Annotated in this window: 18 protein-coding genes; 3 read left to right on the forward strand and 15 right to left on the reverse strand. The window is 72.0% G+C overall.

From position 1 onward, the window contains the following. Positions 1–24: 24 nt before the first annotated feature. The 3 genes from A6A29_RS35880 (at position 25) to A6A29_RS35890 (ending at position 2,749) form a co-directional block, all read left to right on the forward strand. Entirely contained in the window at positions 25–981 is a 957-nt protein-coding gene (locus A6A29_RS35880; RefSeq protein ID WP_073727043.1) for an aldo/keto reductase, read from the forward strand. A 161-nt stretch (positions 982–1,142) separates the two neighbouring features. Continuing rightward, positions 1,143–2,300, forward strand: coding sequence for a PQQ-dependent sugar dehydrogenase (locus tag A6A29_RS35885; RefSeq protein ID WP_241838780.1), 1,158 nt, complete (start codon positions 1,143–1,145; stop codon positions 2,298–2,300). Positions 2,301–2,368: 68 nt separating this feature from the next. Continuing rightward, on the forward strand, positions 2,369–2,749 hold the full coding sequence (locus tag A6A29_RS35890) for a DUF6191 domain-containing protein (RefSeq protein ID WP_073727045.1): 381 nt from the start codon (positions 2,369–2,371) through the stop codon (positions 2,747–2,749). On the opposite strand, the gene A6A29_RS35895 is transcribed toward A6A29_RS35890, so the two are convergent. From A6A29_RS35895 to A6A29_RS35965, 15 genes are all read right to left on the reverse strand, one after another. Further along, on the reverse strand, positions 2,746–5,889 hold the full coding sequence (locus A6A29_RS35895; RefSeq protein ID WP_073727388.1) for a helix-turn-helix transcriptional regulator: 3,144 nt from the start codon (positions 5,887–5,889) through the stop codon (positions 2,746–2,748). The genes A6A29_RS35890 and A6A29_RS35895 overlap by 4 nt on opposite strands. 143 nt (positions 5,890–6,032) lie before the next feature. Then, positions 6,033–6,206 carry a hypothetical protein gene (locus A6A29_RS46035; RefSeq protein ID WP_198953507.1) on the reverse strand — a complete coding sequence of 58 codons (174 nt, stop codon included), beginning with the start codon at positions 6,204–6,206 and terminating at the stop codon, positions 6,033–6,035. A gap of 237 nt (positions 6,207–6,443) precedes the next feature. After that, positions 6,444–7,085 (reverse strand): hypothetical protein, encoded by a 642-nt coding sequence (locus A6A29_RS35905; RefSeq protein WP_073727047.1) that lies wholly within the window; start codon positions 7,083–7,085, stop codon positions 6,444–6,446. Between the two features lie 61 nt (positions 7,086–7,146). Beyond that, the gene (locus tag A6A29_RS35910) at positions 7,147–7,701 is read right to left on the reverse strand and encodes a GNAT family N-acetyltransferase (protein ID WP_073727048.1); all 555 of its coding nucleotides are present in this window, start codon (positions 7,699–7,701) and stop codon (positions 7,147–7,149) included. A gap of 208 nt (positions 7,702–7,909) precedes the next feature. Continuing rightward, the gene (locus tag A6A29_RS35915; RefSeq protein WP_073727049.1) at positions 7,910–10,129 is read right to left on the reverse strand and encodes an MMPL family transporter; all 2,220 of its coding nucleotides are present in this window, start codon (positions 10,127–10,129) and stop codon (positions 7,910–7,912) included. Between the two features lie 302 nt (positions 10,130–10,431). After that, positions 10,432–12,543 carry a phosphocholine-specific phospholipase C gene (locus tag A6A29_RS35920; protein ID WP_073727050.1) on the reverse strand — a complete coding sequence of 704 codons (2,112 nt, stop codon included), beginning with the start codon at positions 12,541–12,543 and terminating at the stop codon, positions 10,432–10,434. 151 nt (positions 12,544–12,694) lie between these two features. Continuing rightward, the gene (locus tag A6A29_RS35925) at positions 12,695–13,939 is read right to left on the reverse strand and encodes an SLC13 family permease (protein ID WP_073727051.1); all 1,245 of its coding nucleotides are present in this window, start codon (positions 13,937–13,939) and stop codon (positions 12,695–12,697) included. 100 nt (positions 13,940–14,039) lie between these two features. Then, the gene (gene gatB, locus A6A29_RS35930; protein ID WP_073727052.1) at positions 14,040–15,548 is read right to left on the reverse strand and encodes an Asp-tRNA(Asn)/Glu-tRNA(Gln) amidotransferase subunit GatB; all 1,509 of its coding nucleotides are present in this window, start codon (positions 15,546–15,548) and stop codon (positions 14,040–14,042) included. Between the two features lie 16 nt (positions 15,549–15,564). After that, entirely contained in the window at positions 15,565–15,798 is a 234-nt protein-coding gene (locus tag A6A29_RS35935) for a hypothetical protein (protein ID WP_073727053.1), read from the reverse strand. 5 nt (positions 15,799–15,803) lie between these two features. Beyond that, positions 15,804–17,306, reverse strand: coding sequence for an Asp-tRNA(Asn)/Glu-tRNA(Gln) amidotransferase subunit GatA (gene gatA / locus A6A29_RS35940; RefSeq protein ID WP_073727054.1), 1,503 nt, complete (start codon positions 17,304–17,306; stop codon positions 15,804–15,806). 5 nt (positions 17,307–17,311) lie between these two features. After that, positions 17,312–17,608: an Asp-tRNA(Asn)/Glu-tRNA(Gln) amidotransferase subunit GatC gene (gatC, locus tag A6A29_RS35945; RefSeq protein WP_003966094.1), complete on the reverse strand. Its 297-nt coding sequence runs from the start codon at positions 17,606–17,608 to the stop codon at positions 17,312–17,314. Between the two features lie 182 nt (positions 17,609–17,790). Continuing rightward, positions 17,791–20,034, reverse strand: coding sequence for a putative bifunctional diguanylate cyclase/phosphodiesterase (locus A6A29_RS35950; protein ID WP_073727055.1), 2,244 nt, complete (start codon positions 20,032–20,034; stop codon positions 17,791–17,793). Positions 20,035–20,427: 393 nt separating this feature from the next. Continuing rightward, positions 20,428–22,623, reverse strand: a complete 2,196-nt coding sequence (gene ligA / locus A6A29_RS35955; RefSeq protein ID WP_073727391.1) for an NAD-dependent DNA ligase LigA — start codon at positions 22,621–22,623, stop codon at positions 20,428–20,430. 32 nt (positions 22,624–22,655) lie between these two features. Continuing rightward, positions 22,656–23,681: a methionine synthase gene (locus tag A6A29_RS35960; RefSeq protein ID WP_073727056.1), complete on the reverse strand. Its 1,026-nt coding sequence runs from the start codon at positions 23,679–23,681 to the stop codon at positions 22,656–22,658. Between the two features lie 35 nt (positions 23,682–23,716). Next, positions 23,717–24,406, reverse strand: a complete 690-nt coding sequence (locus tag A6A29_RS35965) for an SDR family oxidoreductase (RefSeq protein WP_073727057.1) — start codon at positions 24,404–24,406, stop codon at positions 23,717–23,719. Between the last annotated feature and the right edge of the window lie 32 nt (positions 24,407–24,438).

Here is a 24,438-nt window from a genome sequence, read left to right on the forward strand (position 1 = left end):
ACTATCGGTGCGGCGGGGCTCGCCGTGGGGGCGGTCGGGCTGGGCTGTATGCCGATGAACTGGGGGTACAGCGCGTCGCAGCGGCTCGGTGACCGCTCGTTGCGGACCGTGCACGCAGCGCTCGACGCGGGTGTCCGGCTGCTCGACACCGCGGACATGTACGGCCCGTTCACCAATGAGCTGCTGGTCGGGCGAGCGCTCAAGGGGCGCCGCTCGGAGGCGTTCGTCTCGACCAAGTGCGGGCTGCTGGTGGGTGATCAGCACATCGTGGCCAACGGCCGGCCCGGCTACGTACGACGGGCCTGCGACGCCTCGTTGCGGCGGCTCCAGACCGATGTGATCGACCTCTATCAGCTGCACCGCGCCGACCCGGAGGTCCCGGTGGAGGAGACCTGGGGCGCGATGGCCGATCTGGTGACCGCGGGCAAGGTGCGCGCGCTCGGGCTGTGCGCCGTGGGGGCGCGCGCTCCGCGCCGGTCCGGTGCGGGCGTGCATGACGGAACGATCCGGCAGCTGGAGCGGGTGCAGCAGGTCTTCCCGGTCAGCGCGGTCGAGGCGGAGCTGTCCGTGTGGTCCCCCGAGGCCCTGGAGAGACTGCTGCCCTGGTGTGCGGCGCGGGGTGTGGGGCTGCTGGCCGCGATGCCGCTGGGCAACGGCTACCTCACGGGAACGCTGAAGCCGGGGCAGGGTTTCGAGCCGGACGATCTGCGGGCCAGGCATCCCCGGTTCACGGCGGAGATGATGGCCGCGAACCAGCCGGTGGTGGCCGGGCTGCGGCGGATCGCGGAAAGGCACGGGGCGACGGTGGCGCAGGTGGCACTGGCCTGGGTGCTGCGGCAGGGGCCGCATGTGGTGCCGGTGCCCGGTGCGAAGCGGGAGCGGTGGGCCGTGGAGAACGCGGCGGCGGCCCGGCTGCGGCTCCAGGACCGGGATCTGGCGGAGATCGCCGCCCTGCCGCGGGCGCGCGGGTCGTGGGACTGAGCGGACGGCCGGGGAAACGGCCGGAGAATTGACGGCACCGGGAGCCCCGGGCGGGGCCCGCGGTGTAAGAAACAGTAGTCATGCCGCCGTCGGAAAGGATCAGTACTGTGCGCGGTGCTGTGTTCGGATCTGTCCATGTCCCCGCGGTGCGCAGGGGGGCGATGGCCGCCCTGGCCACGGCGTCGCTGCTGCTGTCCGCCGCGTGCTCGTCCGGGGACGGTCCGGCGGGCACGAAGGGACGGGACGGCGACGCGTCCCCACCGGCGAACACCTCGTCCGCTCCCCCGGCCGCCCCGTCGCCCGAGCCGCCCCCGGCCAAGGGCTCCGTGAAGGTGCTGTCGACGCTCACGAAGGGTCTCGCCTCCCCCTGGGGACTGGCGGTCCTGCCGGGCGGCGATCTGCTGGTCGCCTCGCGCGACGATGCCACGATCCACCGGATCGACGGCACGAGCGGCAAGCAGACCCTTCTGGGCTCCGTCCCCGGGGTGTCACCGGCCGGTGAGGGCGGGCTGCTGGGCCTCGCGGTCTCCGCCACGTACGGCGCGGACCATCAGGTGTACGCGTACTTCACCACCGAGTCCGACAACCGCATCGCGCGGATGCAGTACGACGAGGGGCGCCCTGCCGGTCAGCGGCTGGGCGCACCGGACACGATCCTGCGGGGCATCCCCAAGGGCGCCATCCACAACGGCGGCCGGATCGCGTTCGGCCCGGACCGGATGCTGTACGCGGGCACGGGCGAGACCGGGGACACCGGGCTGGCCCAGGACAAGGAGTCACTGGCGGGCAAGATCCTGCGGATGACCCCGGACGGCGAGCCGGTGCACGGCAATCCGGCGGCGGACTCGGTGGTGTATTCGTACGGGCACCGCAATGTGCAGGGGCTGGCCTGGGACGGGGAGAAGCGGCTGTGGGCCTCCGAGTTCGGCCAGGACACCTGGGACGAGCTGAACCTGATCGAGCCGGGCCGGAACTACGGCTGGCCCGACGCCGAGGGCAAGAAGGGCGAGAAGGGGTTCGTCGACCCGGTGGCCCAGTGGAAGACGTCCCAGGCGTCCCCGAGCGGAATCGCGTACGCCGAGGGCTCGATCTGGATGGCGGGCCTGCGGGGCCAGCGGCTCTGGCGGATCCCGCTGTCCGGGACGACGGGCAAGGAACCATTGGCGGCCCCCCAGTCGTTCCTGGACAAGAAGTACGGCCGCCTGCGCACCGTGATGAGCGCGGGGGGCGACAAGGTGTGGCTGGTCACCAGCAATACGGACGGGCGCGGGAGCCCGAAGCCGGGGGACGACCGGATCATGCTGCTGGAGGTGCGCTAGACCGTGTCCGCACGGCCCGGCCACGGCCGGAGGCGCCATGCCGCAGTGTGTCGGAGGGAGCACGGCCGGTGTTCAATTTCTTCGAGGAGCTGTTCGCCCCGGGCCGTAAGCACACGTCCGAGGAGCAGAAGCGGCTGGAGCTGAGCCGGGTGGATCTCGGCGTCGGTGATCCGGGCCGGGGGCCGATAGACCTGTCCTCGGGCAAGGTGACGGTCCGCGCGCCGGAGTCGGCCGCCCCGGACCGCAAGGTTCCGGACCGCAAGGTTCCGGACCGCAAGGTTCCGGACCGCAAGGTTCCGGGCGGAGAGGTTCCGGGCGGAGAGGTTCCGGGCGACAACGCAACGGGCAGCGCGGTCGCGGACGACGGCGTACAGGACGACGGCGTTACGGACGCTGCCCCTCCGGACCCGGCCGCTCCGGACCCGGCCGCTCCGGGCGGGAGACCTTAGCCCTGCCGCACCGGGTAGAGCCGCAGCCGGTGCGCGAGTGCGGCCGCCTCGCCACGGCTGGAGACGCCGAGCTTGGCCAGGATGTTGGAGACGTGCACGCTCGCCGTCTTCGGTGAGATGTACAGCTCCTCGGCGATCCTGCGGTTGGTGTGACCGGCCGCGACCAACTGGTGCACATCCTGTTCGCGCGGGGTCAGCCCGAACGACTCGACGGCGGCCACCGCCGGGTCCTGTTCCGCGGCGCCCGCCCGCTCGGCGCCGACGGTGCCGACGACGCCGTCCCGCCCGGTACGGCCCTCGGCGGACGGGACCAGGACCGCGGCGTGGATCTCGGACTCACCGCCCCCGACCGGAGCCCGGTCGGGGGCGTCCAGCGTGATCCGGGCACGGCCGGCGAGCTGTTCCACGGTCTCGGCCAGCGGCTCGGCGCCCAGCCGGTGCGCGACGGCGTGGGCCTCGCGCAGCAGGGCCGTCGCGGCGGTCCGGTCGCCGGGGGCGATGAGGAGCGCCTCGGCCCAGCGATGCCGGATCTGGGCCAGTTCGTAGGGGCGGTGCAGCGGGGCGAACGCCTCGGCGGCCCGGGACCAGTGGCCGGGGGTGTCGCCACCCTCCGCGCGGGCCAGTTCGGCTTCGATGAGCACCCCATGGGCGGCCCAGACGGGGATCAGCATCGGCAGCCGCTTGAGGTGGCCGCGGATGCGCTCCAGGGCGGCGGGGCGGCCCGGGTCGGTGGCGGGCAGCCCCCGGGCGTCCGCCTCGACGGTCGCGGCGACATGGAGCAGCGGCAGGGCGTACCGCTGCGTGCCGGGCGGGAAGCCCCGCTCGGCCAGCGCCTCGAACGCGGCCCGTGCCTCGGGGAGGCGCCCCTGCCGGGCGGCGATGTACATGGCGTGGCGGACCGGGGTGATCAGATGCTGGGGCTGCGGGTCGTGCGGCCCGAACAGGCGCCGGGACAGCGCGAGCTGCTGCTCGGCCTCGACGAGGTCGCCGCGGGCGATGGCCAGTTCGGTGCGGCGGGTCGCGACGAGGCCGCGGGACTTGCGGGACTGGGCGAGCAGGGCCGCCGCGTCGGCGGCCGCCAGGCTCTCGTCCCAGTAGCCGAGCGAGAAGTAGGACTGGGACTGGTTGGAGAGGACCCAGGCCTCCGTGTCGGCGATGCCGTGGCTGTGGCAGACCTCGATGCCGTGGTCGGCGGCGGCCACGGCTTCCAGGGAGCGGCCCATGGACTCCAGCGAGGAGGGGAGGTTGATGCTGGCACGGCCCACCAGGTGGACCAGGTGCAGTTCGTCGGCGCGGTCCCGGACGGCGTACATCTCGGCCAGGCCCTCGTCGACCGCGCCCGCGTCGGCGGTGAGCCACCCCCGGGTGAGACGTGCGTGCAGTTCGATGTACTCGTCCCCGACGAGCCGGGCGTACTCCACCGCCCGGTCGGCGTCGGAGAGCGTCTCCGGCCCCGGGCGGTGCAGGGCTCCCCAGCTCGCCACGTTGGTGAGGACGTCGGCGTGCACGGCGGACGGGGGCAGTCCGCGGACCAGGTCCTGGGCGATGGCGAGTTCCTGCCATCCGTCGCCCCGGGTGAGGTCCTGCATCAGCCGGGAGCGCTGCACCCAGAACCAGGCGGCGCGCAGGGGGTCGCCCTCGGCGTCCAGGACCCGCATGGCCTTCTTCGAGATGGCCAGGGCCCGTTCGCGGTCGCCGCCGAAACGGGCGGCGACGGTGGCCTCGGCCATCAGGTCGAGATAGCGCAGCGGGGTGGTCTCGGGGTCACAGCCGCAGGCCGGGTAGACCTCGGCGTAGTCGAGGGGGCGCAGGGTGCGGCGTACGTCGTCGGGTACGTCGTCCCACAGCTCCATGGCCCGTTCCAGCAGGCGCAGTTGCTCGGAGTGGGCGAAGCGGCGACGGGCCTCGACGGCTGCTTTGAGTACGGCGGGCAGGGCCTTGGCCGCATCGTGTGCGGCGTACCAGTAGCTGGCGAGCCGGGTGGCCCGTTCGTCGGCCCGGACGAGGGCGGGGTCGGCCTCCAGGGCCTCGGCGTAACGGCGGTTGAGGCGGGAGCGCTCGCCGGGCAGCAGGTCGTCGCTGACGGCCTCGCGGACCAGGGAGTGCCGGAAGCGGTAGCCGTCGAAGTCCGGTGCGGGGCGCAGCAGGTTGGCGCCGACGGCTGCCCGCAGGGCCTCGTTGAGCTCGTCCTCGGCGAGCCCGGCGACGGCGGCCAGCAGTTCGTGCTCGACGGTGGATCCGCCCTCGGCGACGATCCTGGCGACCTTCTGGGCATCGTCGGAGAGGGCTTCGACGCGGACCAGGAGGAGGTCGCGCAGGGAGTCTGAGAGGCCGGAGCTGTCGCCGCAGCACTCCAGGCTTCGGGCCAGTTCCTCGACGAAGAAGGCGTTGCCGTCGGAGCGCTCGAAGATGTCGTCGACCAGGACGGCCTCGGGTGTCACGGCGAGGATGCCGGTGAGCTGGCGGCGCACCTCGGCGTGGCTGAACCGGGCCAGTTCGATACGGCGGACGGTGCGGAGCCGGTCCAGTTCCGCCAGGAGCGGGCGCAAGGGGTGGCGGCGGTGGATGTCGTCGGCGCGGTAGGTCCCGATCACGACGAGGCGGCCGTTGCGCAGGGTGCGGAAGAGATAGGCGAGCAGATGCCGGGTGGAGGCGTCGGCCCAGTGCAGGTCCTCCAGGACGAGGACGACCGTACGGTCCGTGGAGATGCGCTCCAGGAGTCGTGCGGTGAGTTCGAAGAGGCGGGCGGTGCTGTGCTCGTCGGTCGCGTCCCGGTCGGCCTCGCCGAGCTCGGGCAGGAGCCGCGCCAGTTCGCCCTCCTGTCCGGCGCAGGCCGAGGCCATTTCCCCGGGCAGGGTGCGGCGCAGTGCGCGCAGGGCCGTGGAGAAGGGGGCGAACGGGAGCCCGTCCGCGCCGATCTCCACGCAGCCGCCCACGGCGACGACGGCTTCGCGGCGTCCGGCAGCGGCAAGGAACTCCTCGACCAGGCGGGTCTTCCCGACGCCCGCCTCACCGCCGATCAGCAACGCCTGCGGCTCGCCCGCGGTGGCGCGGGCGAGCGCGTCGACGAGCGAGGCGAGCTCCTCGGCTCGGCCGACGAACTCGGGGCTGACGGACCTGTTCTCCACGTCGCCGAGCATCGCACACGCGTCCGACGCGACCGGCCGCGGTAGGACGGGCTTCGGCTGGACGGGCTGCGGTACGACCGGCTGCCGTGCGAAGGGCTGCTGTACGGCCACCTTCCGCCCGACCGCGCCCGGAGCGTCCATCGCCGCCTCCCTGCCTAGGCGGCGTGCGCGAAGCGGTCCTGGTCCGTGCTCACCCGCCCCTCGGGATCCTCGCGTCCGGAACGACGGGCGGCCCGGCGGGCGAGCAGGGCCTGACGGACGGTGCGCTGGGCGTCGGCCCGGCGGATCAGTTCGGCGGCGTTGACCTGGTGCAGCTCGTAGTCGTACATGTGCTTCTCCCCGGTGACGACAAGTGGCGGGCGGGGACCGGCCGGCCGGCCGGTGCTCCGTTCGCGCCGTGCCTCCACTGTCGTCCGCCAGCGGGTGCCGCCGCATCGGGCGAGTGCCGCATCTCCGCAGGCCGGGACGCCTTAGACGCGGGGAAGGATGCCTTAGGGATACGCGTACGGGGCGGGCCGGACGCCGTACGCGCCCGGACCGCCCCGCACCCGCAGGGGCTCGGTGGCTCAGCCGCCGCTGGTCGGGGCACCCGCGCTGGGCAGGGAGACGAACAGGTCGAAGTACATGCCCGCCGAGATCAGCACGCCGAGTACGCCGAGGGCGACACCGGCGAGCGCCACGGCACGGATCCAGCCGGGCTGCGGGCGGTCGGAGGGGGCGCCGAAGGCGGGGCGTACGAGGACGAAGAGACCGACGAGCAGGGCGAGCAGCGCGAACAGGCCGTTGACGAGGGCGGTGGTGTGCCAGGCGTCCCCGTAGATCTCGGAGATCTGCTGGGCCGCGCTGCCGCCGCCGGACGTGCTGATCTGGCCGATCAGGGTCTCGCGCTCGGCGGCGACGCGGCCGGTCCAGGCGCCGGTCAGGGAGACGATGCCGAGTCCGGCGGCGACGACGGCCGCGGCGCCCGCTCCGACGCCGCGGGACGCCTCGGCGAACGCGTCGGGCTCCAGGTCCTCGTCGTCCAGGGCCGACTCGTCGTCCGCCGCCGGGTCCACGGCCTCGGCCGTGCCGTCGTCCGCCGCTTCGTCCCGGTCATCGGCCGTGACCGGGGCGTCCTGCTCGGCGCCCGCGTCCGCGGCGGCCGTCTTCTCCTCGCGGTCGTCGTCGACGGCGGGAGCGGTGGAGGTCTTGGAGGGGGTGGGGTTCATGCGCCGCACGCTAGGGGGCCCGGATGAGAACCTTCTTAACGTTGCGGCGCCGGCCCGTCCGTCAGCCCCGCTGTTCCCGCCATTCCGGTGCCAGGACGGCCCAGATCTCCGAGTCGTGGCGCGTCCCCCGGTACAGGTAGTTCTCGCGCAGCACGGCCTCACGCGTCATGCCGAGCCGCTTCGCCACGGCGATGCTGCGGGTGTTGGCGGCGGACGCGTCCCACTCCACACGGTGCATCCCGCGCTCGTCGACCGCCCAGTCGATCAGGTGCCGCATCGCGCGGGTGATCAGGCCACGCCCCTGCGCGGCGGGCTCCAGCCAGCAGCCCACCTCGCAGTTCCCGGCCTCCGCGTCGAAGATCCGGAACAGGACGCCGCCGACGAGCGTGCCGTCCAGCCAGATGCCGTACAGCCGCCCCGTGTCCGCCGCCTGCTTGTCCGCGTACCGCTGGAGCAGGGCCCGTGCCGAGGTGAGGTCGGTGGCAGCCGAGGCGAACGGGATCCAGGGGTCGACCAGGTCCCGCGCCCGGTCCATGTGGGCCAGGAACTCCGGTGCCCGCCAGACCTCCAGCGGGCGCAGTTCGGCTCCGTCGTCATCCAGGGCTATGGCGAACATCGTGCTCCTTCTCGTACGGCTTCTCGTGCGGCTTCTCGTGCGGCTTCTCGTGCGGCTTCTCGTGCGGCTTCTCGTGCGGTATCCGTGCGTGGGCGGCGGTGCTTCCCGCACGGTGTCCGTGCGGTGGCCGGCGCTGCTCTCCACGCTGCTTCCCGCGCTGTGGCTCGGGCCGTGGCGGGCCGTGGCCCGCGCTGTCACCGCCGGAGTCTCAGCGAACGCGCTGTTCGAGCGGTCCCGTCTCCTCGTTCACGCGCGTCCCCGGGATTTTCGCATGCGGTACACGGCTGTCCGGCGGCTCGATGCTGATCCTCGGCAGCCACCGCTCCAGCCGGGCGGGCAGCCACCAGTTCGCCCCGCCCAGCAGGTACATCAGGGCGGGCACCAGCAGGGTGCGCAGGACGAAGGCGTCCAGGGCGACGGCGGCGGCCAGGGCGATGCCGAACATCGCGATGACCCGGTCGCCGCTGAGCACGAAGGCGAGGAAGACCGAGATCATGATCACCGCGGCGGAGTTGATCACCCGGCCGGTCTCGGCGAGGCCGACCCGGACCGCCCGCCGGTTGTCCCCGGTCTCCAGCCACTCCTCGTACATCCGCCCCACCAGGAAGACCTGGTAGTCCATCGAGAGGCCGAAGAGCACCGAGACCATGATCACCGGAAGGAAGGGTTCGATGGGGCCGGCGCTGCCGAGTCCCAGCAGTTCGCTCCCCCATCCCCATTGGAAGATCGCGACGACGACCCCGAACGAGGCGGCCACGGCCGCCACGTTCATCACGGCGGCCTTCAGTGGGATGCCGACGGAGCGGAAGGCGAGAAGCAGCAGCAGACAGCCGAGCGCGATGACCACACCGACGAAGAGCGGCAGCTTGCCGATGATGATCTCGGCGAAGTCGTCGTAGCTCGCCGTCACCCCGCCCACATGGGCCCGCAGCGAGGTGTCGTCCCGCACCGGCGGCAGGACGTCGGTGCGGAGCCGGTCGACCAGCTCGCTGGTCTGCTTCGACTGCGGTGCCGACGTGGGGACGACGGTGAGGAAGGCCGTGTCGCCGGCGCTGTTGTACGTGAGGGGTCCGACCGCCGCGACGCCCTCGGTGTCCCGCAGCGTGGCGGGCAGGCTGTCGAGGGCGAGCCGGTCGTCGGCGCCGTCGAGCTGTGCGGCGATCGTCAAGGGCCCGTTGACGCCGGGCCCGAAGCCGTCGGCCAGCAGGTCGTACGCCTGCCGGGTGGTGGAGCTGGTGGGGTTGTTGCCCTGGTCGGAGGTGCCCAGGTGGAGTCCGAAGGTGGGCAGGGCGAGGACCAGCATCACGGCGGCGGCGATCGCCCCCAGCAGCTTGGGGTGCCGTTCGACGAACGCGGACCAGCGTGCGGCGAAGCCGGTGGGCGGTTCGGGCCGCGGGCCGTGCTCGGCGAGCTCCGCGCGTTCGCGCCGGCTCAGTGCCCGCATCCCGATGAGGGAGAGCAGCGCGGGCAGCAGCGTCACCGAGGCGGCCACGGTCAGCACGACGGTGAGCGAGGCGGCGATGGCGACGCCGTTGAGGAAGCCGAGCCGCAGGACGAGCATGCCGAGCAGGGCGATACAGACCGTCGCCCCGGCGAACACGACCGCGCGCCCGGTCGTGGTGACGGCGTTGCGCGCCGCGTCGGCGACCGTCATCCCCTGTCGCAGCCCTCTGCGGTGCCGGGTGACGATGAACAGCGCGTAGTCGATGCCGACGCCGAGCCCGATCAGCATGCCCAGCGTCGGTGCGAAGTCGGCGACGGTCATCACATGGCCGAGCAGCACGATGCCCGCGTAGGCGGTGCCGACGGAGACGAGCGCGGTGGCGATGGGCAGCAGGCCGGCCGCGAGCGAGCCGAAGGCGAGGAAGAGGACGACCGCGGCGACGACCACCCCGATGGCCTCGCTGAGGTGGAGGGCGGGGGCTTCGGTGAGGGCGACGGCGGTGCCGCCCAGCTCGACCCGCAGCCCGTCGCTCCCGGCCGCCTTCGCGGTGTCGACGAGCGCCTGCGCCTGTTCCTCGGGGATGTCGTCGGCCTGGTGGTCGAAGGTGACCGTGGCGTACGCGGTGCGGCCGTCCTCGCTGATCTGCCCGGTCCCGGCGGCACCGTACGGGCCGGTGACGTCGCCGATGCCGGGCAGCTCCTCGATCGCGTGCAGGGTCCGGGTCATCGTCTGTTCGACGTCGGCGGCGAGGACCGTGGAGCCGGTGGTGTGCCAGACGACGGTGTCGGTGTCCCCGCCGAGGTCCGTGAAGCCGTTGCGCAGGAGTTCGGTGGCCCGGCCGGATTCGGTGCCGGGCACCTCGTAGTCGTTCGCGTACGCGGAACCCGCGAAGCCCGCCGCGGTCGCCGCGCCGCCGAGGGCGAACAGCCAGATGAGGACGGCGACGAGGCGGTGCCTGATGCACCAGCGGGCGATGGCGGCCAACGGACGGGCTCCCTGCGGGCTCGTGGACCCTTATCCGGAGATAGTGGGAACTTCCGGTAAACGTCACAGGACCTGAGAACCGTCACTCTGACAGTCAACTGTGATCCTTTGCCCCTTTCGTGGCCATGGTCACATGGCTTGATCTCACCCCTACACGCCACCGTCACCCGCCCCCGGGACCACCGGGGGCCCTGGAGCGCCCCGGACGCTCCAGGACGCTCAACAGGGCCCTCGGTGCGCTCCGGGACGCACCGGGCCGGTGGCCACCCCCCGAGGCCCCCGGCCCGCGTCCCCTCCCCCGGTCAGCCGGAGACGCTCGCCCTGCCGTTCTCGATGTGCCCCATCAGACGGCGCCGGAAGGTAGCCTCCCCCTCGGCGGTCACGGCGAGGTCGTACCAGCCGCGGGCGTCGGACGCCGAGTGCACGACCGTACGGCTGCGTCCCGGCTTGACCTTGACCGTGCGGGTCCAGTCCCGCAGATCGTCCTCCTCGACGTACGCCAGCGGCCGGACGGTGAACGTCAGGGTGCGCCTGCCGGTGTTGCGCAGGGTGAGGTGCAGGTCGCGTTCGTGCGTGTCGATCCGGGACGCGACCTCGGCGGCGCCGTCGGCCGCTCCCTCGAACTCCCGCCGGAAGCCGTTCGGCCCGGTGACCGTGAACCGGTAGCCCTTACCGGTAAGGGGCACCGTCCATTGCGCGGTGCTCCTTACATCACGGTGCTGCGGCGCGGTGAACTCCCCCGCGTACGGGTACAGCGCGAAGTGCGCGGAGGACCGGCCGCTGTTGCTGAGGGCCACCCGCAACTGCCCGTCCACCCGCCGCGCCTGGGCGTCGGGCTGGTACGGCAGGGGCCTGGCCGGGCGTGCGCCCCGCTCCTGCACGGGCAGGTGCTGGACAGCCGGCGGCTTCGGCTGCCAGCGGCCGCTCAACGGCGGAATGACGGCGGGGTGCGCCACCTTCGGCTGCCGTCGGGCCCGCTTGAAGTCGAAGGCCGAGGTGAGATCGCCGGTGACCTGGCGCCGCCAGTCGCTGATGTTCGGCTCCCGTACTCCCGTCCAGCGCTCCAGGAAGCGGATCACGGAGGTGTGGTCGAAGACCTCGGAGCAGACGTATCCGCCCACCGTCCACGGTGAGACGACCAGCAGCGGCACCCGTACTCCGAGGCCGGTGGGCTTGCCCTCCCACTGCTCCTCGGCCACCTCGGGAGGGGCGACCGGCGGCGGTACGTGGTCGAAGAAGCCGTCGTTCTCGTCGTAGTTGATGAGTACGGCGGTGTGCCGCCACACATCGGGGTGCTTGCCGAGCGCGTCGAGGACCTTGTAGACGATCGTGGCGCTGTGCACCGGCGAGGAGACGCTCGGGTGCTCGGAGTCGAGGGCCGAGGGCACCAGGTAGGAGACCTCGGGCAGCGTCCCGGCCGCCACGTCCTTGGCGAACTCGTCGGCCAGGGTGCCGGTCTCGACCCGGCGCAGCGCCCGCTCGAAGAGGCTGCGCTCGGACTTCGTCAGCGTGGCGACGCCCTCCTCCAGGAGCCCCAGCAGCCGCTCCCGCTCGCCCGCGTCGTCCGTGTCGCGGACGGCGGCGTAGAAGGACTCCATGTACGTGTGTCCGCCGGTCTTCGCCAGCGCCTTGCGGGCGACGGCCTTGAAGGTGGCGAAGAACTCGATCTGGTTGTCGGTGAAGTTCTCCCACTCCGTGTACGTCTTCCAGCTGCGCCCGGCCTTTTCCAGCCGCTCCGCGTAGGTGCTCCAGTCGTAGCCGGGGTGGGTGCCCTCGTTGTACGCGTCGTTGCCGACGGCCCGCTTACCGTTCGGCTCGTTGCCCGTCTTCCCGCTCCACAGGTGGTTGCGGTTGGGGCTGGTCGAGGTGTGGATCGAGGAGTGGTAGGCGTCGCAGATCGTGAAGGTGTCGGCGAGTTCGTAGTGCAGCGGGATGTCGCGGCGGTCGTAGTACGCCATCGTGGCGGCCGTCTTCGCGGTGATCCAGCCGTTCATCCAGCCCCCGGCCCATGCCTTGGAGCCACCGCTCCAGGAGTGGTCGAGGGCCCCGATGTACTGGAGGTCCTTCTTCTGGGTCTCGGCGGCCCCGCGCACCGGGAACGGCAGCACGGTGGTGCCCAGCGGGCCCGGCTGCTCGAAGACGGGCTTGCCCGAGGGGAGTTCGATCGCGTTGCGGTCGCCGAAGCCCCGCACTCCGCGCAGCGTCCCGAAGTAGTGATCGAAGGAACGATTCTCCTGCATCAGGATCACCACGTGCTTGATGGCGCCCAGCCCGTCACGACCGGCCCCCGCGGCGGCCGGCTGTGCGGCGATCGCGGCCTGGAGCGACGGTGGCAGGAACGATCCCGCCGCCGCGGCGCCGAGCGCGCCGCCGCCGAGCGCGAAGAGCCGCCGTCGTGAAATGTCCGTGGTCAAGTGAGCCTCCCGATTCCGGTGGTACGGCGGGGAAGTTAGTCAAGCCAAGTGGCTGCGGGAAGGCCGTTGCACGGCATGGCGGTGAACGTCCAACAGGTCGTCACCGAAAGTCCAAGCGGCACCCGCCCGCGAACGGGCCCCGGCGCCGCCCTCACACCCCGATGAGCCGCAGCGCTCCCCACAGCGCGACCGTCGACGCCACCAGCGTCGCCGGTACGGTCACCAGCCCGAGCCGGGTGAAGTGGCCGAGCTCCGGCTCCGCGCCGTGCGCGTGCAGGATGCGGCGCCACAGCAGGGTCGCGAGCGAGCCGACGTACGTGAGGTTCGGGCCGAGGTTCACCCCGATCAGCGCGGCCAGCAACGGTCCGGGACCGGCCGCCGCGACGACCGGGAGCAGCGCCAGGATCGCGGGCAGGTTGTTGATCAGGTTGGCCAGCACGGCGGCCACCGCGGCGACCACCAGCAGATCGGGCAGCGAGGAGCCGTCCGGCAGCAGCGTGCCGATACCGGTGCCGAGCCCGTGGTCGACGACGGCCTCGACCACGACGCCCAGCGCCAGGACGAACAGGCAGAACAGCGGGTTGGCGGCCCGTACGAGGCCCTTGACCGTCGTCCTGCGCCGCCCCAGCGCCCGTACCGCGAGCACCGCCGCACCGGCCAGCGCCGCCCACAGCGGTTCCGCGCCCGCGAACGAGGTGACGACGAAACCGGCCAGGGTGAGCGCGAGCACGACCAGGGTGAACACGGGCGCGCGGGTCCGGTCGCGCTCCGGCAGCGGCTTCGGCGGGTGCGCCCCGGCCGCCAGGTCCGCGGCGAAGGCGCGGCGGAAGATCACGTACTCGACGGCGATGGCGGCCAGCCACGGCAGGGTCATCAGCGCCGCGAACCGGGTGAAGGAGAGCCCACTGGCGGTGAACGCCAGCAGATTGGTCAGGTTGGAGACCGGGAGCAGCAGGGACGCCGAGTTGGCGAGGTGCGCGCAGGCGTAGACGTACGGGCGGGGGCGGGCACCGACGCGGCCGGCCGTCGCGAGGACGACCGGGGTGAGCAGGACCACCGTCGCGTCCAGGCTGAGGACGGCGGTGATCAGCGCGGCGATGACGAAGACCCCGCCCAGGAGCGGTCCGGTCCGGCCCCGGCAGGCGCGGGCCACCAGGTCCCCGGCCGCGGTGAACAGCCCCTCGTCGGCGCAGAGGTGGGCCAGGACCAGGATGGCGGCGAGGAATCCGACGACCGGCAGCATGCTGTCGATCCGGTCCAGGGCACCGTCGAACGGCACCACGCCGGCCACGACCACCAGCACCGCGGCGGGCACGGCCACGGTCGCCTCCGGCAGCCCTCTGGGGCGCAGGACGGCGAACGCCAGCACCGCGAGGAGCAGCGCGACGGAGAGGATTCCGGCGGTGACCGTGTTCAGCGGAGTCTCCGAGCGGGGAAAAGGGGCGGTGCACCCGCATCACGGGTGCACCGCCCCTACGAGGACGTACGAGACGGGCTCAGCCCTCGACGCCGAGCTTCTCCAGGATCAGCTCGCGCACGCGGGCCGCGTCCGCCTGGCCGCGGGTGGCCTTCATGACCGCGCCGACGAGCGCGCCCGCCGCCGCGACCTTGCCGCCGCGGATCTTGTCCGCGATGGCCGCGTTGGAGGCGATGGCCTCGTCCACGGCCGTGCCCAGGGCGCCCTCGTCGGAGACGACCTTGAGGCCGCGCTTCTCGACGACGGTGTCCGGGTCGCCCTCGCCCGCGAGGACGCCCTCGATGACCTGGCGGGCCAGCTTGTCGTTGAGGTCGCCCGAGGTGACGAGCTCGGCCACCCTGGCTACCTGCACCGGGGTGATGGGGAGCTCGTCGAGGCCGCGGGCGGTCTCGTTGGCGTTACGGGCCAGCTCGCCCATCCACCACTTGCGGGCCTGGTCCGAGGGGGCGCCCGCGTCCGTCGTGGCCACGATCAGGTCGACCGCGCCCGCGTTGAGGATGGACTGCATGTCGTGCTCGGAGACGCCCCACTGCTCCTTCAGCCGTGCGCGGCGCAGCCGCGGCAGCTCGGGCAGACTCCTGCCGAGCTCCTCGACCCACTCGCGGGCCGGGGCGACCGGAACCAGGTCGGGCTCCGGGAAGTAGCGGTAGTCCTCGGCGTTGTCCTTGATGCGGCCGGCCGTGGTGGAGCCGTCCTCCTCGTGGAAGTGCCGGGTCTCCTGCACGATCGTGCCGCCGGAGTTCAGTACGGCGGCGTGCCGCTGGATCTCGAAGCGGGCGGCACGCTCGACGGAACGCAGCGAGTTCACGTTCTTCGTCTCGGAGCGCGTACCGAACTTCTCGATGCCGTGCGGGCGCAGCGACAGGTTCACGTCGCAGCGCATCTGGCCCATTTCCATCCGGGCTTCCGACACGCCGAGCGCCTTGATGAGCTCGCGCAGCTCGGCGACGTACGCCTTGGCGACCTCGGGTGCCCGCGCGCCCGCGCCCTCGATCGGCCTGGTGACGATCTCGATGAGCGGGATGCCCGCGCGGTTGTAGTCCAGCAGGGAGTGGGACGCGCCGTGGATACGGCCGGTGGCGCCGCCGACGTGCGTCGACTTGCCGGTGTCCTCCTCCATGTGGGCGCGCTCGATCTGCACGCGGAAGATCTCGCCGTCCTCCAGCTGGACGTCCAGATAGCCGTTGAAGGCGATCGGCTCGTCGTACTGGGAGGTCTGGAAGTTCTTCGGCATGTCCGGATAGAAGTAGTTCTTCCGGGCGAAGCGGCACCACTCGGCGATCTCGCAGTTCAGCGCGAGACCGATCTTGATGGCGGACTCGACGCCGATCTCGTTGACGACCGGCAGCGCGCCGGGCAGCCCGAGGCAGACCGGGCAGGTCTGCGAGTTGGCGTCCTGCTTCAGCTCCGTGGAGCAGCCGCAGAACATCTTGGTCTTGGTGCCGAGCTCGACATGGACTTCGAGGCCCATGACGGGGTCGTAGGACGCGAGCGCGTCCTCGTACGACACCAGGTCAGTGACAGTCACGGTGAAACTTTCCCTCTCAGCCCAGCAGGACGTCGTCGTCGCCGAGACGCTTCAGTTCGCGATACAGGATCGCGAGGCCGGTGACGATGGCGGCGGCGGACACCGCGGCGTCGATCAGCCGCAGCACGTCGTTGTCGTTGCGCGCGAGCTTCGCCTGCTTGGCGACGCTGATCGCGCCGAACGCGGTGCTGCCGAGCGAAACGTACAGCCCGGTCTTCGACTTCTTGAAGTTCTTGGCCTTCTTTGCCATGGCACTCACAGCGACGGAGCCTCCTCAAGCAGCGGGTGCCCCCACTTTTCCACGAAGGCGGCCTCGACGGCGGCTCCGACCTTGTACAGACGGTCGTCCTTCATGGCGGGGGCGATGATCTGCAGCCCGACCGGCAGACCGTCCTCGGGGGCCAGGCCGCAGGGCAGCGACATGGCGGAGTTGCCCGCGAGGTTGGTCGGGATGGTGCACAGGTCCGCGAGGTACATCGCCATCGGGTCGTCGGCGCGCTCGCCGATCGGGAAGGCGGTGGTGGGCGTCGTCGGGGAGACGATGACGTCCACCTGCTCGAACGCCTTCTCGAAGTCCCGGGTGATGAGGGTACGGACCTTCTGGGCCGAGCCGTAGTACGCGTCGTAGTAGCCGGAGCTGAGCGCGTACGTACCGAGGATGACGCGGCGCTTGACCTCGTCGCCGAAGCCGGCCTCACGGGTGAGCGCGGTGACCTCCTCGGCGGACTTCGTGCCGTCGTCGCCGACCCGCAGGCCGTAGCGCATGGCGTCGAAGCGGGCCAGGTTCGAGGAGCACTCGGACGGCGCGATCAGGTAGTACGCCGACAGGGCCAGGTCGAAGGACGGGCAGTCCAGCTCGACGATCGTGGCGCCGAGCGACTTCAGCAGCTCGACCGACTCGTCGAAGCGCTGGACGACACCGGCCTGGTAGCCCTCGCCCGAGAACTGCTTGACGACGCCGACCCGCATGCCCTGTACGGAGCCGTTGCGGGCGGCCTCGACGACCGGCGGGACCGGGGCGTCGATGGACGTCGAGTCGAGCGGGTCGTGCCCGGCGATCGCCTCGTGCAGCAGGGCCGCGTCCAGGACCGTACGGGCGCAGGGCCCGCCCTGGTCGAGGGAGGACGAGAAGGCGACCATGCCGTAGCGCGAGACGCCGCCGTAGGTGGGCTTGACGCCGACGGTGCCGGTGACGGCGGCGGGCTGGCGGATGGAGCCGCCGGTGTCCGTGCCGATGGCGAGCGGGGCCTCGAACGAGGCGAGCGCCGCCGCGGAGCCGCCGCCCGAGCCGCCCGGGATGCGGGTGAGGTCCCAGGGGTTGCCGGTCGGGCCGTAGGCGCTGTTCTCGGTGGAGGACCCCATGGCGAACTCGTCCATGTTGGTCTTGCCGAGGATGACGACATCGGCGGCCCGGAGCCGCTGCGTCAGGGTCGCGTCGTACGGCGGGACCCAGCCCTCAAGGATCTTGGAGCCGACGGTGGTCGGCATGTCCTTGGTCGTGAAGATGTCCTTCAGCGCGAGCGGTACGCCGGCCAGCGGGCCGAGCTTCTCGCCCGCGGCCCTCTTCGCGTCGACGGCACGGGCCTGCGCGAGCGCGCCGTCCCGGTCGACGTGCAGGAAGGCGTGGACCTTCTCGTCGATCGCGTCGATCCGGGCCAGGTGGGCCTCGGTGACCTCGACGGCCGTGAGCTCGCCGGAAGCGATCTTCGCGGCGGTCTCGGCGGCGGTGAGCTTGATGATGATGCTGATGTCCGTCATGGCTGTTAGTCCTCCCCCAGGATCTGCGGCACCTTGAAACGCTGCTGCTCCTGGGCAGGGGCGCCGGAGAGCGCCTGCGCGGGGGTGAGCGACGGACGGACCTCGTCCGCCCGCATGACGTTGGTCAGCGGCAGCGGGTGGGAGGTCGGCGGTACGTCTTGGTCGGCGACCTCGGAGACGCGGGCGACCGCGCCGATGATGTCGTCGAGCTGACCGGCGAAGTGATCGAGCTCTTCGCCCTTCAGCTCCAGACGCGCCAGCCGGGCGAGGTGGGCGACCTCCTCGCGCGTGATGCCAGGCATGCAGCGATCCTCAGGGGTTGGTGTGTGGTTTTGGCCCAATCCTATGGGGTCGCCCGCAGCCCGGTTCCCCACCGGCCCCTTCACCCGGCCCGATCACGCCGGACCACGCCGGCGGCCCGGACCACGTACGCGGGCCGGGCCCGCGGAGACCGCGGACGGACCGCCCGCCTCGCCCCGCCCCCTCAGGCTGTGGCGGGGCCCGACTTCACGGCGCGGCCGGAGGGCCGCTGCTCCACGTCCGCCGCCCCGTTCACGGCGGTTCCGTTCACCGCGGCTCCGTTCACCACGCCGTTCACCACGCCGTTCGCCACCGCACTGTTCACTGCCGCGCTGGCCGCGGCGGCAGCCGCCGCCGCTGCCAGCGCCGCGAGCTCGGCAGGCCGTCGCCAGCCGTGCTCGCCGCGCGCCCGCAGCCAGGCCGTCGCCTCCTGCGGCGGCATCGCGGCGGCGACCAGCCAGCCCTGCACCGCATCGCACCGCAGATCCCGCAGACGTTCCCAGGTCTCGTCGTCCTCGACGCCCTCGGCGACGACGAGCAGGCCGAGCGAGTGGGCCAGGTCGATCGTGCAGCGGACGATCTCCGCGTCCTCGTGATCGATGGCCAGCCGGGCGACGAACGACCGGTCGATCTTGAGCTCGCTGACCGGCAGCTTGCGCAGATGGACCAGGGAGGAATAGCCGGTGCCGAAGTCGTCGAGGGACATCTTCACGCCGTGCCCGGTCAGCCCGGCGAGCGTGTCGGCGGCGCGCTGCGGGTCCTCCAGCAGCACGTGCTCCGTTATCTCCAGCTGAAGGGCACCGGCCGGCACCCCGTGCCGGGCCAGCCGGGCGGCGACGCTGCCCGCGAAGCCCGGAGTGTGGACGTCGCGCGGGGAGACATTGACCGCGACGGGGACGAACAGCCCCTGCGCCCGCCACCTGGCGACCTGGGCCAGCGCCGTCTCCAGGACGTACTCCGTGAGGTGCGGCATCAGGCCGGACGACTCCGCGATCGCGATGAACTCGTCCGGGGGGACCCGCCCGCGCTCCGGGTGCACCCAGCGCACCAGGGCTTCGAGACCGGCGACCTGGCCGTCGAAGCGGACCTTGGGCTGGTAGTGGAGCTCCACCTCGCCCGCGTCCAGCGCGCGCCGCAGATCGCCGAGCAGACCGAGCCGGTCCGGGGTGTTGCTGTCCCGCTTCGACTCGTACACCTCGACGCCCGTACGGTCCCGCTTGGCCTGGTACATGGCCACGTCCGCGCGCCTGAGCAGCCCTTCGGCGTCCAGCGCGTGGTCGGGGTAGACGGCGACCCCGGCACTCGCCTCCAGCACCAGGGTGAGGCCGTCGAGGTCGAGCGGCGAGGAGAGTTCCGCGACCAGGTGGCGGGCGACCCGCTGGGCGCTGGTGGTGGAGTCGGCCTGGGGCAGCAGTACGGCGAACTCGTCCCCGCCGAGGCGGGCCGCCTCGGCGCCGCGCGGCAGGGCGAGCCGCAGCCGCTCCGCTATCTGCAGCAGCAGCCGGTCCCCCGCCAGGTGACCGAGGGTGTCGTTGACGGCGCGGAAGCGGTCGAGGTCTATCAGGACCAGCGCGGACCTGGTGCCCACGCTCTCGGCGTCCGCCAGCGCCGACCAGGTCCGCTCCAGCAGCCACTGCCGGTTGGGCAGCCCGGTCAGCGGGTCCCGCAACTGCTCCTCCGCCCGCGCGCGGGCGATCCAGAGCGTGGAGTCCAGGGCGATCAGCGGAACCGCGAAGAGCGGCAGCAGTACGGGCATGACCGTCGCGACGACGCAGATCAGCGGGGCGATCCCGAGCAGGGCGACGGCGACGAGCCCCTGGCGCAGCAGCGCCGTGCGGGCGATGGTCGGCAGCCCGCCGCCCTGGGGTGCCCGGGCGTACCAGAGCAGAACCCGGGTGACGAGAAGATACGTGGAGGCCGCCAGGAGCACTTCCGGAACGGCTTCGATGCCCCAGTCGAGTGGCTGCCAGGGGGCCGCGACGGTCGGGACCTCGCCGAAGGCGGCCAGGACGAGGGCGGCGGCCCCGATGCCCAGGATGTCGACCGCGCCGTGCAGCAGCCCCTGCCACCAGCGATGGCGTCTGGCCGACCCGACGAGGACCACGACGACCGTGCTGACCAGGCCCGCGGGCACCCACCCGTAGAGCAGCAGTACGGCGAGGGTGAGGGCGGCCCCGGAGCCGGTGCCGCCCCACCACCGGTCGCGCCCCAGCGCGACCAGGTGGCCGACGATGATTCCGGTGAGCAGGGCGAGCGACCAGCCCACGGAGCCGTCCGGGAAGAGCGCGTCGCGCTCGCGCACCGTCAGATAGAAACCGGTCGCCAGCTGGAGCGTGGCGATCATCACGACGACGGCACCCACTTTGGGCGTGAGGCCGACGAAACCTTGCAGCCGTGCCACCGGTGCGGCGCTCTCGGTCGGTTTCATTCCGTCCCTCTCACAGCCGGCGGGGCCGATGGCCCCCGCTCTCATGCCACCACGGCCTCCTACCGGAAGACCGCGCACGGCAGGCGCACGTCTCAACAGTAGGCCGCGAAAGGCTTCCACGGGCAGCGCTCTACAGCTCTTGCCCGAATGCGAACCGACCACCCGTCACCTTCTGCTATGCGCCGAACGGGTGGCCGTGGTCGGCCATTCGGGCCTCGCGGGCCCCTCTCGCCCCCTCTGGCCCGTTTCTTCCCCCCTGATCCGCCGCCACGCCTGGGCGTTGTCTCGAAGACATCTCGAAGACGTCTCGATCGTGGCCGGAATCGAGATGTCCCCGGCCGGGGAGCACCATCGTTCCTCGACGGGCGGGGGCGGCATCCCCCGCCCGTACCGCTACTCCGCGGCGGGCAGGGCCGCCTCCGCCGCCGCGTCCGGTCCCCGTTCGAGCAGCACGGCGAAGCCGTCCTCGTCCAGCACGGGCACCTTCAGCTGCATCGCCTTGTCGTACTTCGAACCGGGGTTGTCGCCCACCACCACGAAGGCGGTCTTCTTCGACACCGATCCGGCGACCTTCGCGCCCTGGCTCTGCAATGCCTCTTTCGCGCCGTCCCTGGTGTACGTGGTCAGCGTGCCGGTGACGACGACGGTGAGCCCTTCGAGCGGGCGCGGCCCTTCGTCCTGACCCGCCCCCTCGTCCTCCATGCGGACCCCGGCCTCCCGCCATTTGCGCAGGATCTCGCGGTGCCAGTCCTCCGCGAACCAGCGCTTGACCGACTCGGCGATGATCTGGCCGACCCCGTCGGCGGCGGCCAGTTCCTCCTCGGTCGCCTCGTCGATCCGGTCGATGGAACGGAACTGACGGGCCAGCTCGGCGGCGGCCACCGGGCCCACATGACGGATCGAGAGCCCCGTCAGGATCCTGGCCAGCGGGGCCTCCTTCGCCGCGGCGATGCCCTCCAGCATCGCGAGGGCGTTCTTCTTGGGCTCGCCCTGCTGGTTGGCGAAGACCGTCGCGATCTTCTCCTCGCCGGTCTTCGGGTCGCGCTTGGGCAGTCCGCTGTCCTGGTCGAGGACATAGGCCCGGATCGGCAGCAGCTGATCGACGGTCAGCCCGAAGAGGTCGCCCTCGTCCAGCAGCGGCGGCTCGGCGGGCTCCAGCGGCTTGGTCAGGGCGGCGGCGGCGACGTATCCGAAGTGATCGATGTCCAGGCTCTTGCGGCCGGCGAGGTAGAAGATCCGTTCCCGCAACTGGGCCGGGCAGGAGCGCGCGTTGGGGCAGCGGAGGTCGATGTCGGCCTCCTTCATGGCGCGCAGCTCCGTGCCGCACTCGGGGCAGACGTCGGGCATCACGAACGCCTTCTCCGTGCCGTCGCGGAGATCGACGACCGGGCCGAGGATCTCCGGGATGACCTCGCCCGCCTTGCGGATCACCACCGTGTCGCCGATCAGGACACCCTTCGCCCGGACCACGTTCTGATTGTGCAGGGTGGCGAACTCGACCTCCGAGCCCGCCACTTCGACCGGTTCGACCTGGGCGTACGGGGTGACTCTGCCGGTGCGTCCGACGCCGACGCGGATGTTGACCAGCTTGGTGTTGACCTCCTCCGGCGCGTACTTCCAGGCGATCGCCCAGCGCGGGGCGCGCGAGGTGGAGCCCAGCCGGCCCTGGAGCGGGATCTCGTCGAGCTTGACGACGACACCGTCGATCTCGTGCTCCACGGAGTGCCGGTTCTCGCCGAAGTACGCGATGAACTCCCGTACGCCGTCGAGGGAGTCCACGACCTTGTTGTGCCCGGCCGTGGGCAGTCCCCATTCGCGCAGCAGCTCGTAGGCGTGCGACAGGCGGTCGATGTCGAAGCCCTCGCGGGCGCCGATGCCGTGCACCACCATGTGCAGCGGGCGGGTCGCGGTGACTCTGGGGTCCTTCTGCCGCAGCGACCCCGCCGCCGCGTTGCGCGGGTTGGCGAAGGGCTTGTCCTCGGCCGCGACCAGCCGGGCGTTCAGCTCCTCGAAGGCGTCCATCGGGAAGAAGACCTCGCCCCGGATCTCGACGAGGGGCGGAATCCGCTCCCCCTTCAGCCGGTGCGGGATCTCGGCGATGGTCCGGACGTTGGGGGTGATGTCCTCGCCGGTACGGCCGTCGCCGCGGGTCGCCGCGCGGGTGAGCAGGCCGTGCTCGTAGGTGAGGTTGACGGCGAGTCCGTCGACCTTGAGCTCGCACAGGAGGTGGTAGTCCGTGGTGCCGACGTCCTTGGCGACGCGCTCGGCCCAGGTCGCCAGCTCCGCGTCGTCGAACGCGTTGTCCAGGGAGAGCATGCGCTCGCGGTGCTCGACGGACGTGAACTCGGTGCGGTACGGGCCGGCGACCTTCTGGGTCGGGGAGTCCGGCGTGCGCAACGAGGGGTGCTGGTCCTCCAGGGCCTCCAGCGCGCGCAGCAGCCGGTCGAACTCGGCGTCGCTGACGACCGGCTGGTCGTTCACGTAATACCGGAAGCGGTGCTCCTCGACCTGCTCGGAGAGCCGCGCGTGCTCCTCCTGCGCCTGCGCCGGAACTGTGCCCGACTGCTCTGCCCGGTGTTCGCCGGCCATCATCCCGTCCTCCCGTTGGCCCGCCGTCCCCATCACTCAGGGTTGTCCGCGAGCGATCTCGCCGCCTTGGCGCAGTGGGCGAGCGCGGCACGCGCGTACGTGGGCGATGCCCCCGCGAGCCCGCACGACGGAGTGATCACGACGGACTCGGTGAGAGTCCCCGGATTCAGCCCCAACCTGCTCCACAGCGTCCTGACACCCATGACGCTACCGCCCGGGTCCGACAATCCGGCCGAGGCCGCATCGGTGCCGGGCAGCACACCGAGGAACAGTTGGGTGCCGCCTTCGACCGCTTCCCCGATCGTCTCTTCCTCACGCTCGGTGAGCAGGGAGAAGTCGAACGAGATCCCGTCGGCACCGGCCCTGCGCAGCAGCGCGAACGGCACCTCGGGTGCGCAGGAGTGGACGACCGTGGTCCCGTCCCCGTTCACGGCGAGCACCTCGCGCAGGGTCGCCTCGACGACCTGGCGGTCCACGGCCCGGTAGGTGCGGTATCCGCTCGCCGATCTGACCCGCCCCAGGAGTACGGCGGTCAGGGACGGCTCGTCGAGCTGGAGCACGATCTGTGCGCCCGGCATCCTGCGGCGTACGTCGGCGAGATGCGCGCGCAGCCCCTCGGCCAGCGAACCGGCCAGGTCGCGGCAGGCGCCGGGGTCGCCGAGCATGGCCTCGCCGCCCCGCAGCTCCAGGGCGGCGGCCAGGGTCCACGGGCCCACGGCCTGGACCTTGAGCAGCCCCTCGTACCCCTGGGTGAACTCCTCCAGGGCGTCGAGGTCCTCGCCGAGCCAGGACCGGGCCCTCCTGGTGTCACGGCCCGGCCGGTCGCTGATCCGCCAGCCGCTCGGTTCGACGTGGCCGTACATCTCGACGAGCATCCCGATGGTCCGCCCGATCATGTCCGCGCCCGGACCGCGGGCGGGCAGTTCCGCCAGATACGGCATGCCCTGACCGTCGGCGAAGGAACCGGTGACGGTCCTGGCCGCCTCCCGTGCGTCTCCCCCGGGCATCGAGCCGATCCCGGTCGCCGGGCACCCGCTGAACTTGCTCTTCTCGCTCACCCGGGCAGCCTACGGGTGGGAGCGGACCGGCGAGGTCAGCGGCCGGGGCGGACGGTGAGGTCGTTGACCTCGGCGTCGCGCGGGAGGTCGAGGGCCATCAGGATCGTGGTGGCCATCGACTCGGGGTCGATCCACTTGGCGGGGTCGTACTCCTTGCCCTCCTGCTGGTGGACCTTGGCCTGCATGGGGCTGGCGGTGCGTCCGGGGTAGACGGAGGTGACCCGGACCCCGTTGCCGTGCTCCTCGTGGCGCAGCGAGTCGGCGAGGGCCTTGAGGCCGTGCTTGCTCGCGGCGTACGCGCCCCACTCGGCGTGCGCCTGGAGCCCGGCGCCCGAGTTCACGAAGATCACGTGGCCGTGGGCGACGCGCAGCTGCGGCAGCAGGAGGCGGGTGATCTCGGCGGGGGCGACGAGGTTGGCGTTGAGCTGGAAGTGCCACGCCTTGGGGGTCAGCTCGCCGACGGGGCCGAGCTCGACGACCCCCGCGATGTGCAGCAGCGAGTCGAGCCGTTCGGGCATCGCCTGCTGCCCGAACGCCCAGGAGAGCCGGTCGGGGTTGCCGAGGTCACCGACGAGCGTACGGGCACCGGGGTACAGGTCCGCGAGCTCCTTGGCGCGGCCCGCGTCCCGGGCCAGCAGCACGATCTCGTCACCGCGCTCCAGAAGACGGCGGGCGACGGCTGCCCCGATGCCGGAACCGGCACCGGTGATGAGGTGGGTAGACATGTACCGATGATCCCATCACCGGGCCGGGCGCA

It is taken from the genome of Streptomyces sp. TSRI0281, assembly GCF_001905125.1.
Lineage (GTDB): Bacteria > Actinomycetota > Actinomycetes > Streptomycetales > Streptomycetaceae > Streptomyces.

What these genes read in the sequence shown, in the direction of transcription:
- gatA (WP_073727054.1), bottom strand. Translation starts at nt 17,306, where the DNA reads ATGACGGACATCAGCATCATCATCAAGCTCACCGCCGCCGAGACCGCC.
- gatC (WP_003966094.1), bottom strand. Translation starts at nt 17,608, where the DNA reads ATGCCTGGCATCACGCGCGAGGAGGTCGCCCACCTCGCCCGGCTGGCG.
- A6A29_RS35965 (WP_073727057.1), bottom strand. Translation starts at nt 24,406, where the DNA reads ATGTCTACCCACCTCATCACCGGTGCCGGTTCCGGCATCGGGGCAGCC.
- A6A29_RS35905 (WP_073727047.1), bottom strand. Translation starts at nt 7,085, where the DNA reads ATGAACCCCACCCCCTCCAAGACCTCCACCGCTCCCGCCGTCGACGAC.
- A6A29_RS35935 (WP_073727053.1), bottom strand. Translation starts at nt 15,798, where the DNA reads ATGGCAAAGAAGGCCAAGAACTTCAAGAAGTCGAAGACCGGGCTGTAC.
- A6A29_RS35885 (WP_241838780.1), top strand. Translation starts at nt 1,143, where the DNA reads ATGGCCGCCCTGGCCACGGCGTCGCTGCTGCTGTCCGCCGCGTGCTCG.
- A6A29_RS35910 (WP_073727048.1), bottom strand. Translation starts at nt 7,701, where the DNA reads ATGTTCGCCATAGCCCTGGATGACGACGGAGCCGAACTGCGCCCGCTG.
- A6A29_RS35895 (WP_073727388.1), bottom strand. Translation starts at nt 5,889, where the DNA reads ATGCTCGGCGACGTGGAGAACAGGTCCGTCAGCCCCGAGTTCGTCGGC.
- ligA (WP_073727391.1), bottom strand. Translation starts at nt 22,623, where the DNA reads ATGGCCGGCGAACACCGGGCAGAGCAGTCGGGCACAGTTCCGGCGCAG.
- A6A29_RS35950 (WP_073727055.1), bottom strand. Translation starts at nt 20,034, where the DNA reads ATGAAACCGACCGAGAGCGCCGCACCGGTGGCACGGCTGCAAGGTTTC.
- A6A29_RS46035 (WP_198953507.1), bottom strand. Translation starts at nt 6,206, where the DNA reads ATGTACGACTACGAGCTGCACCAGGTCAACGCCGCCGAACTGATCCGC.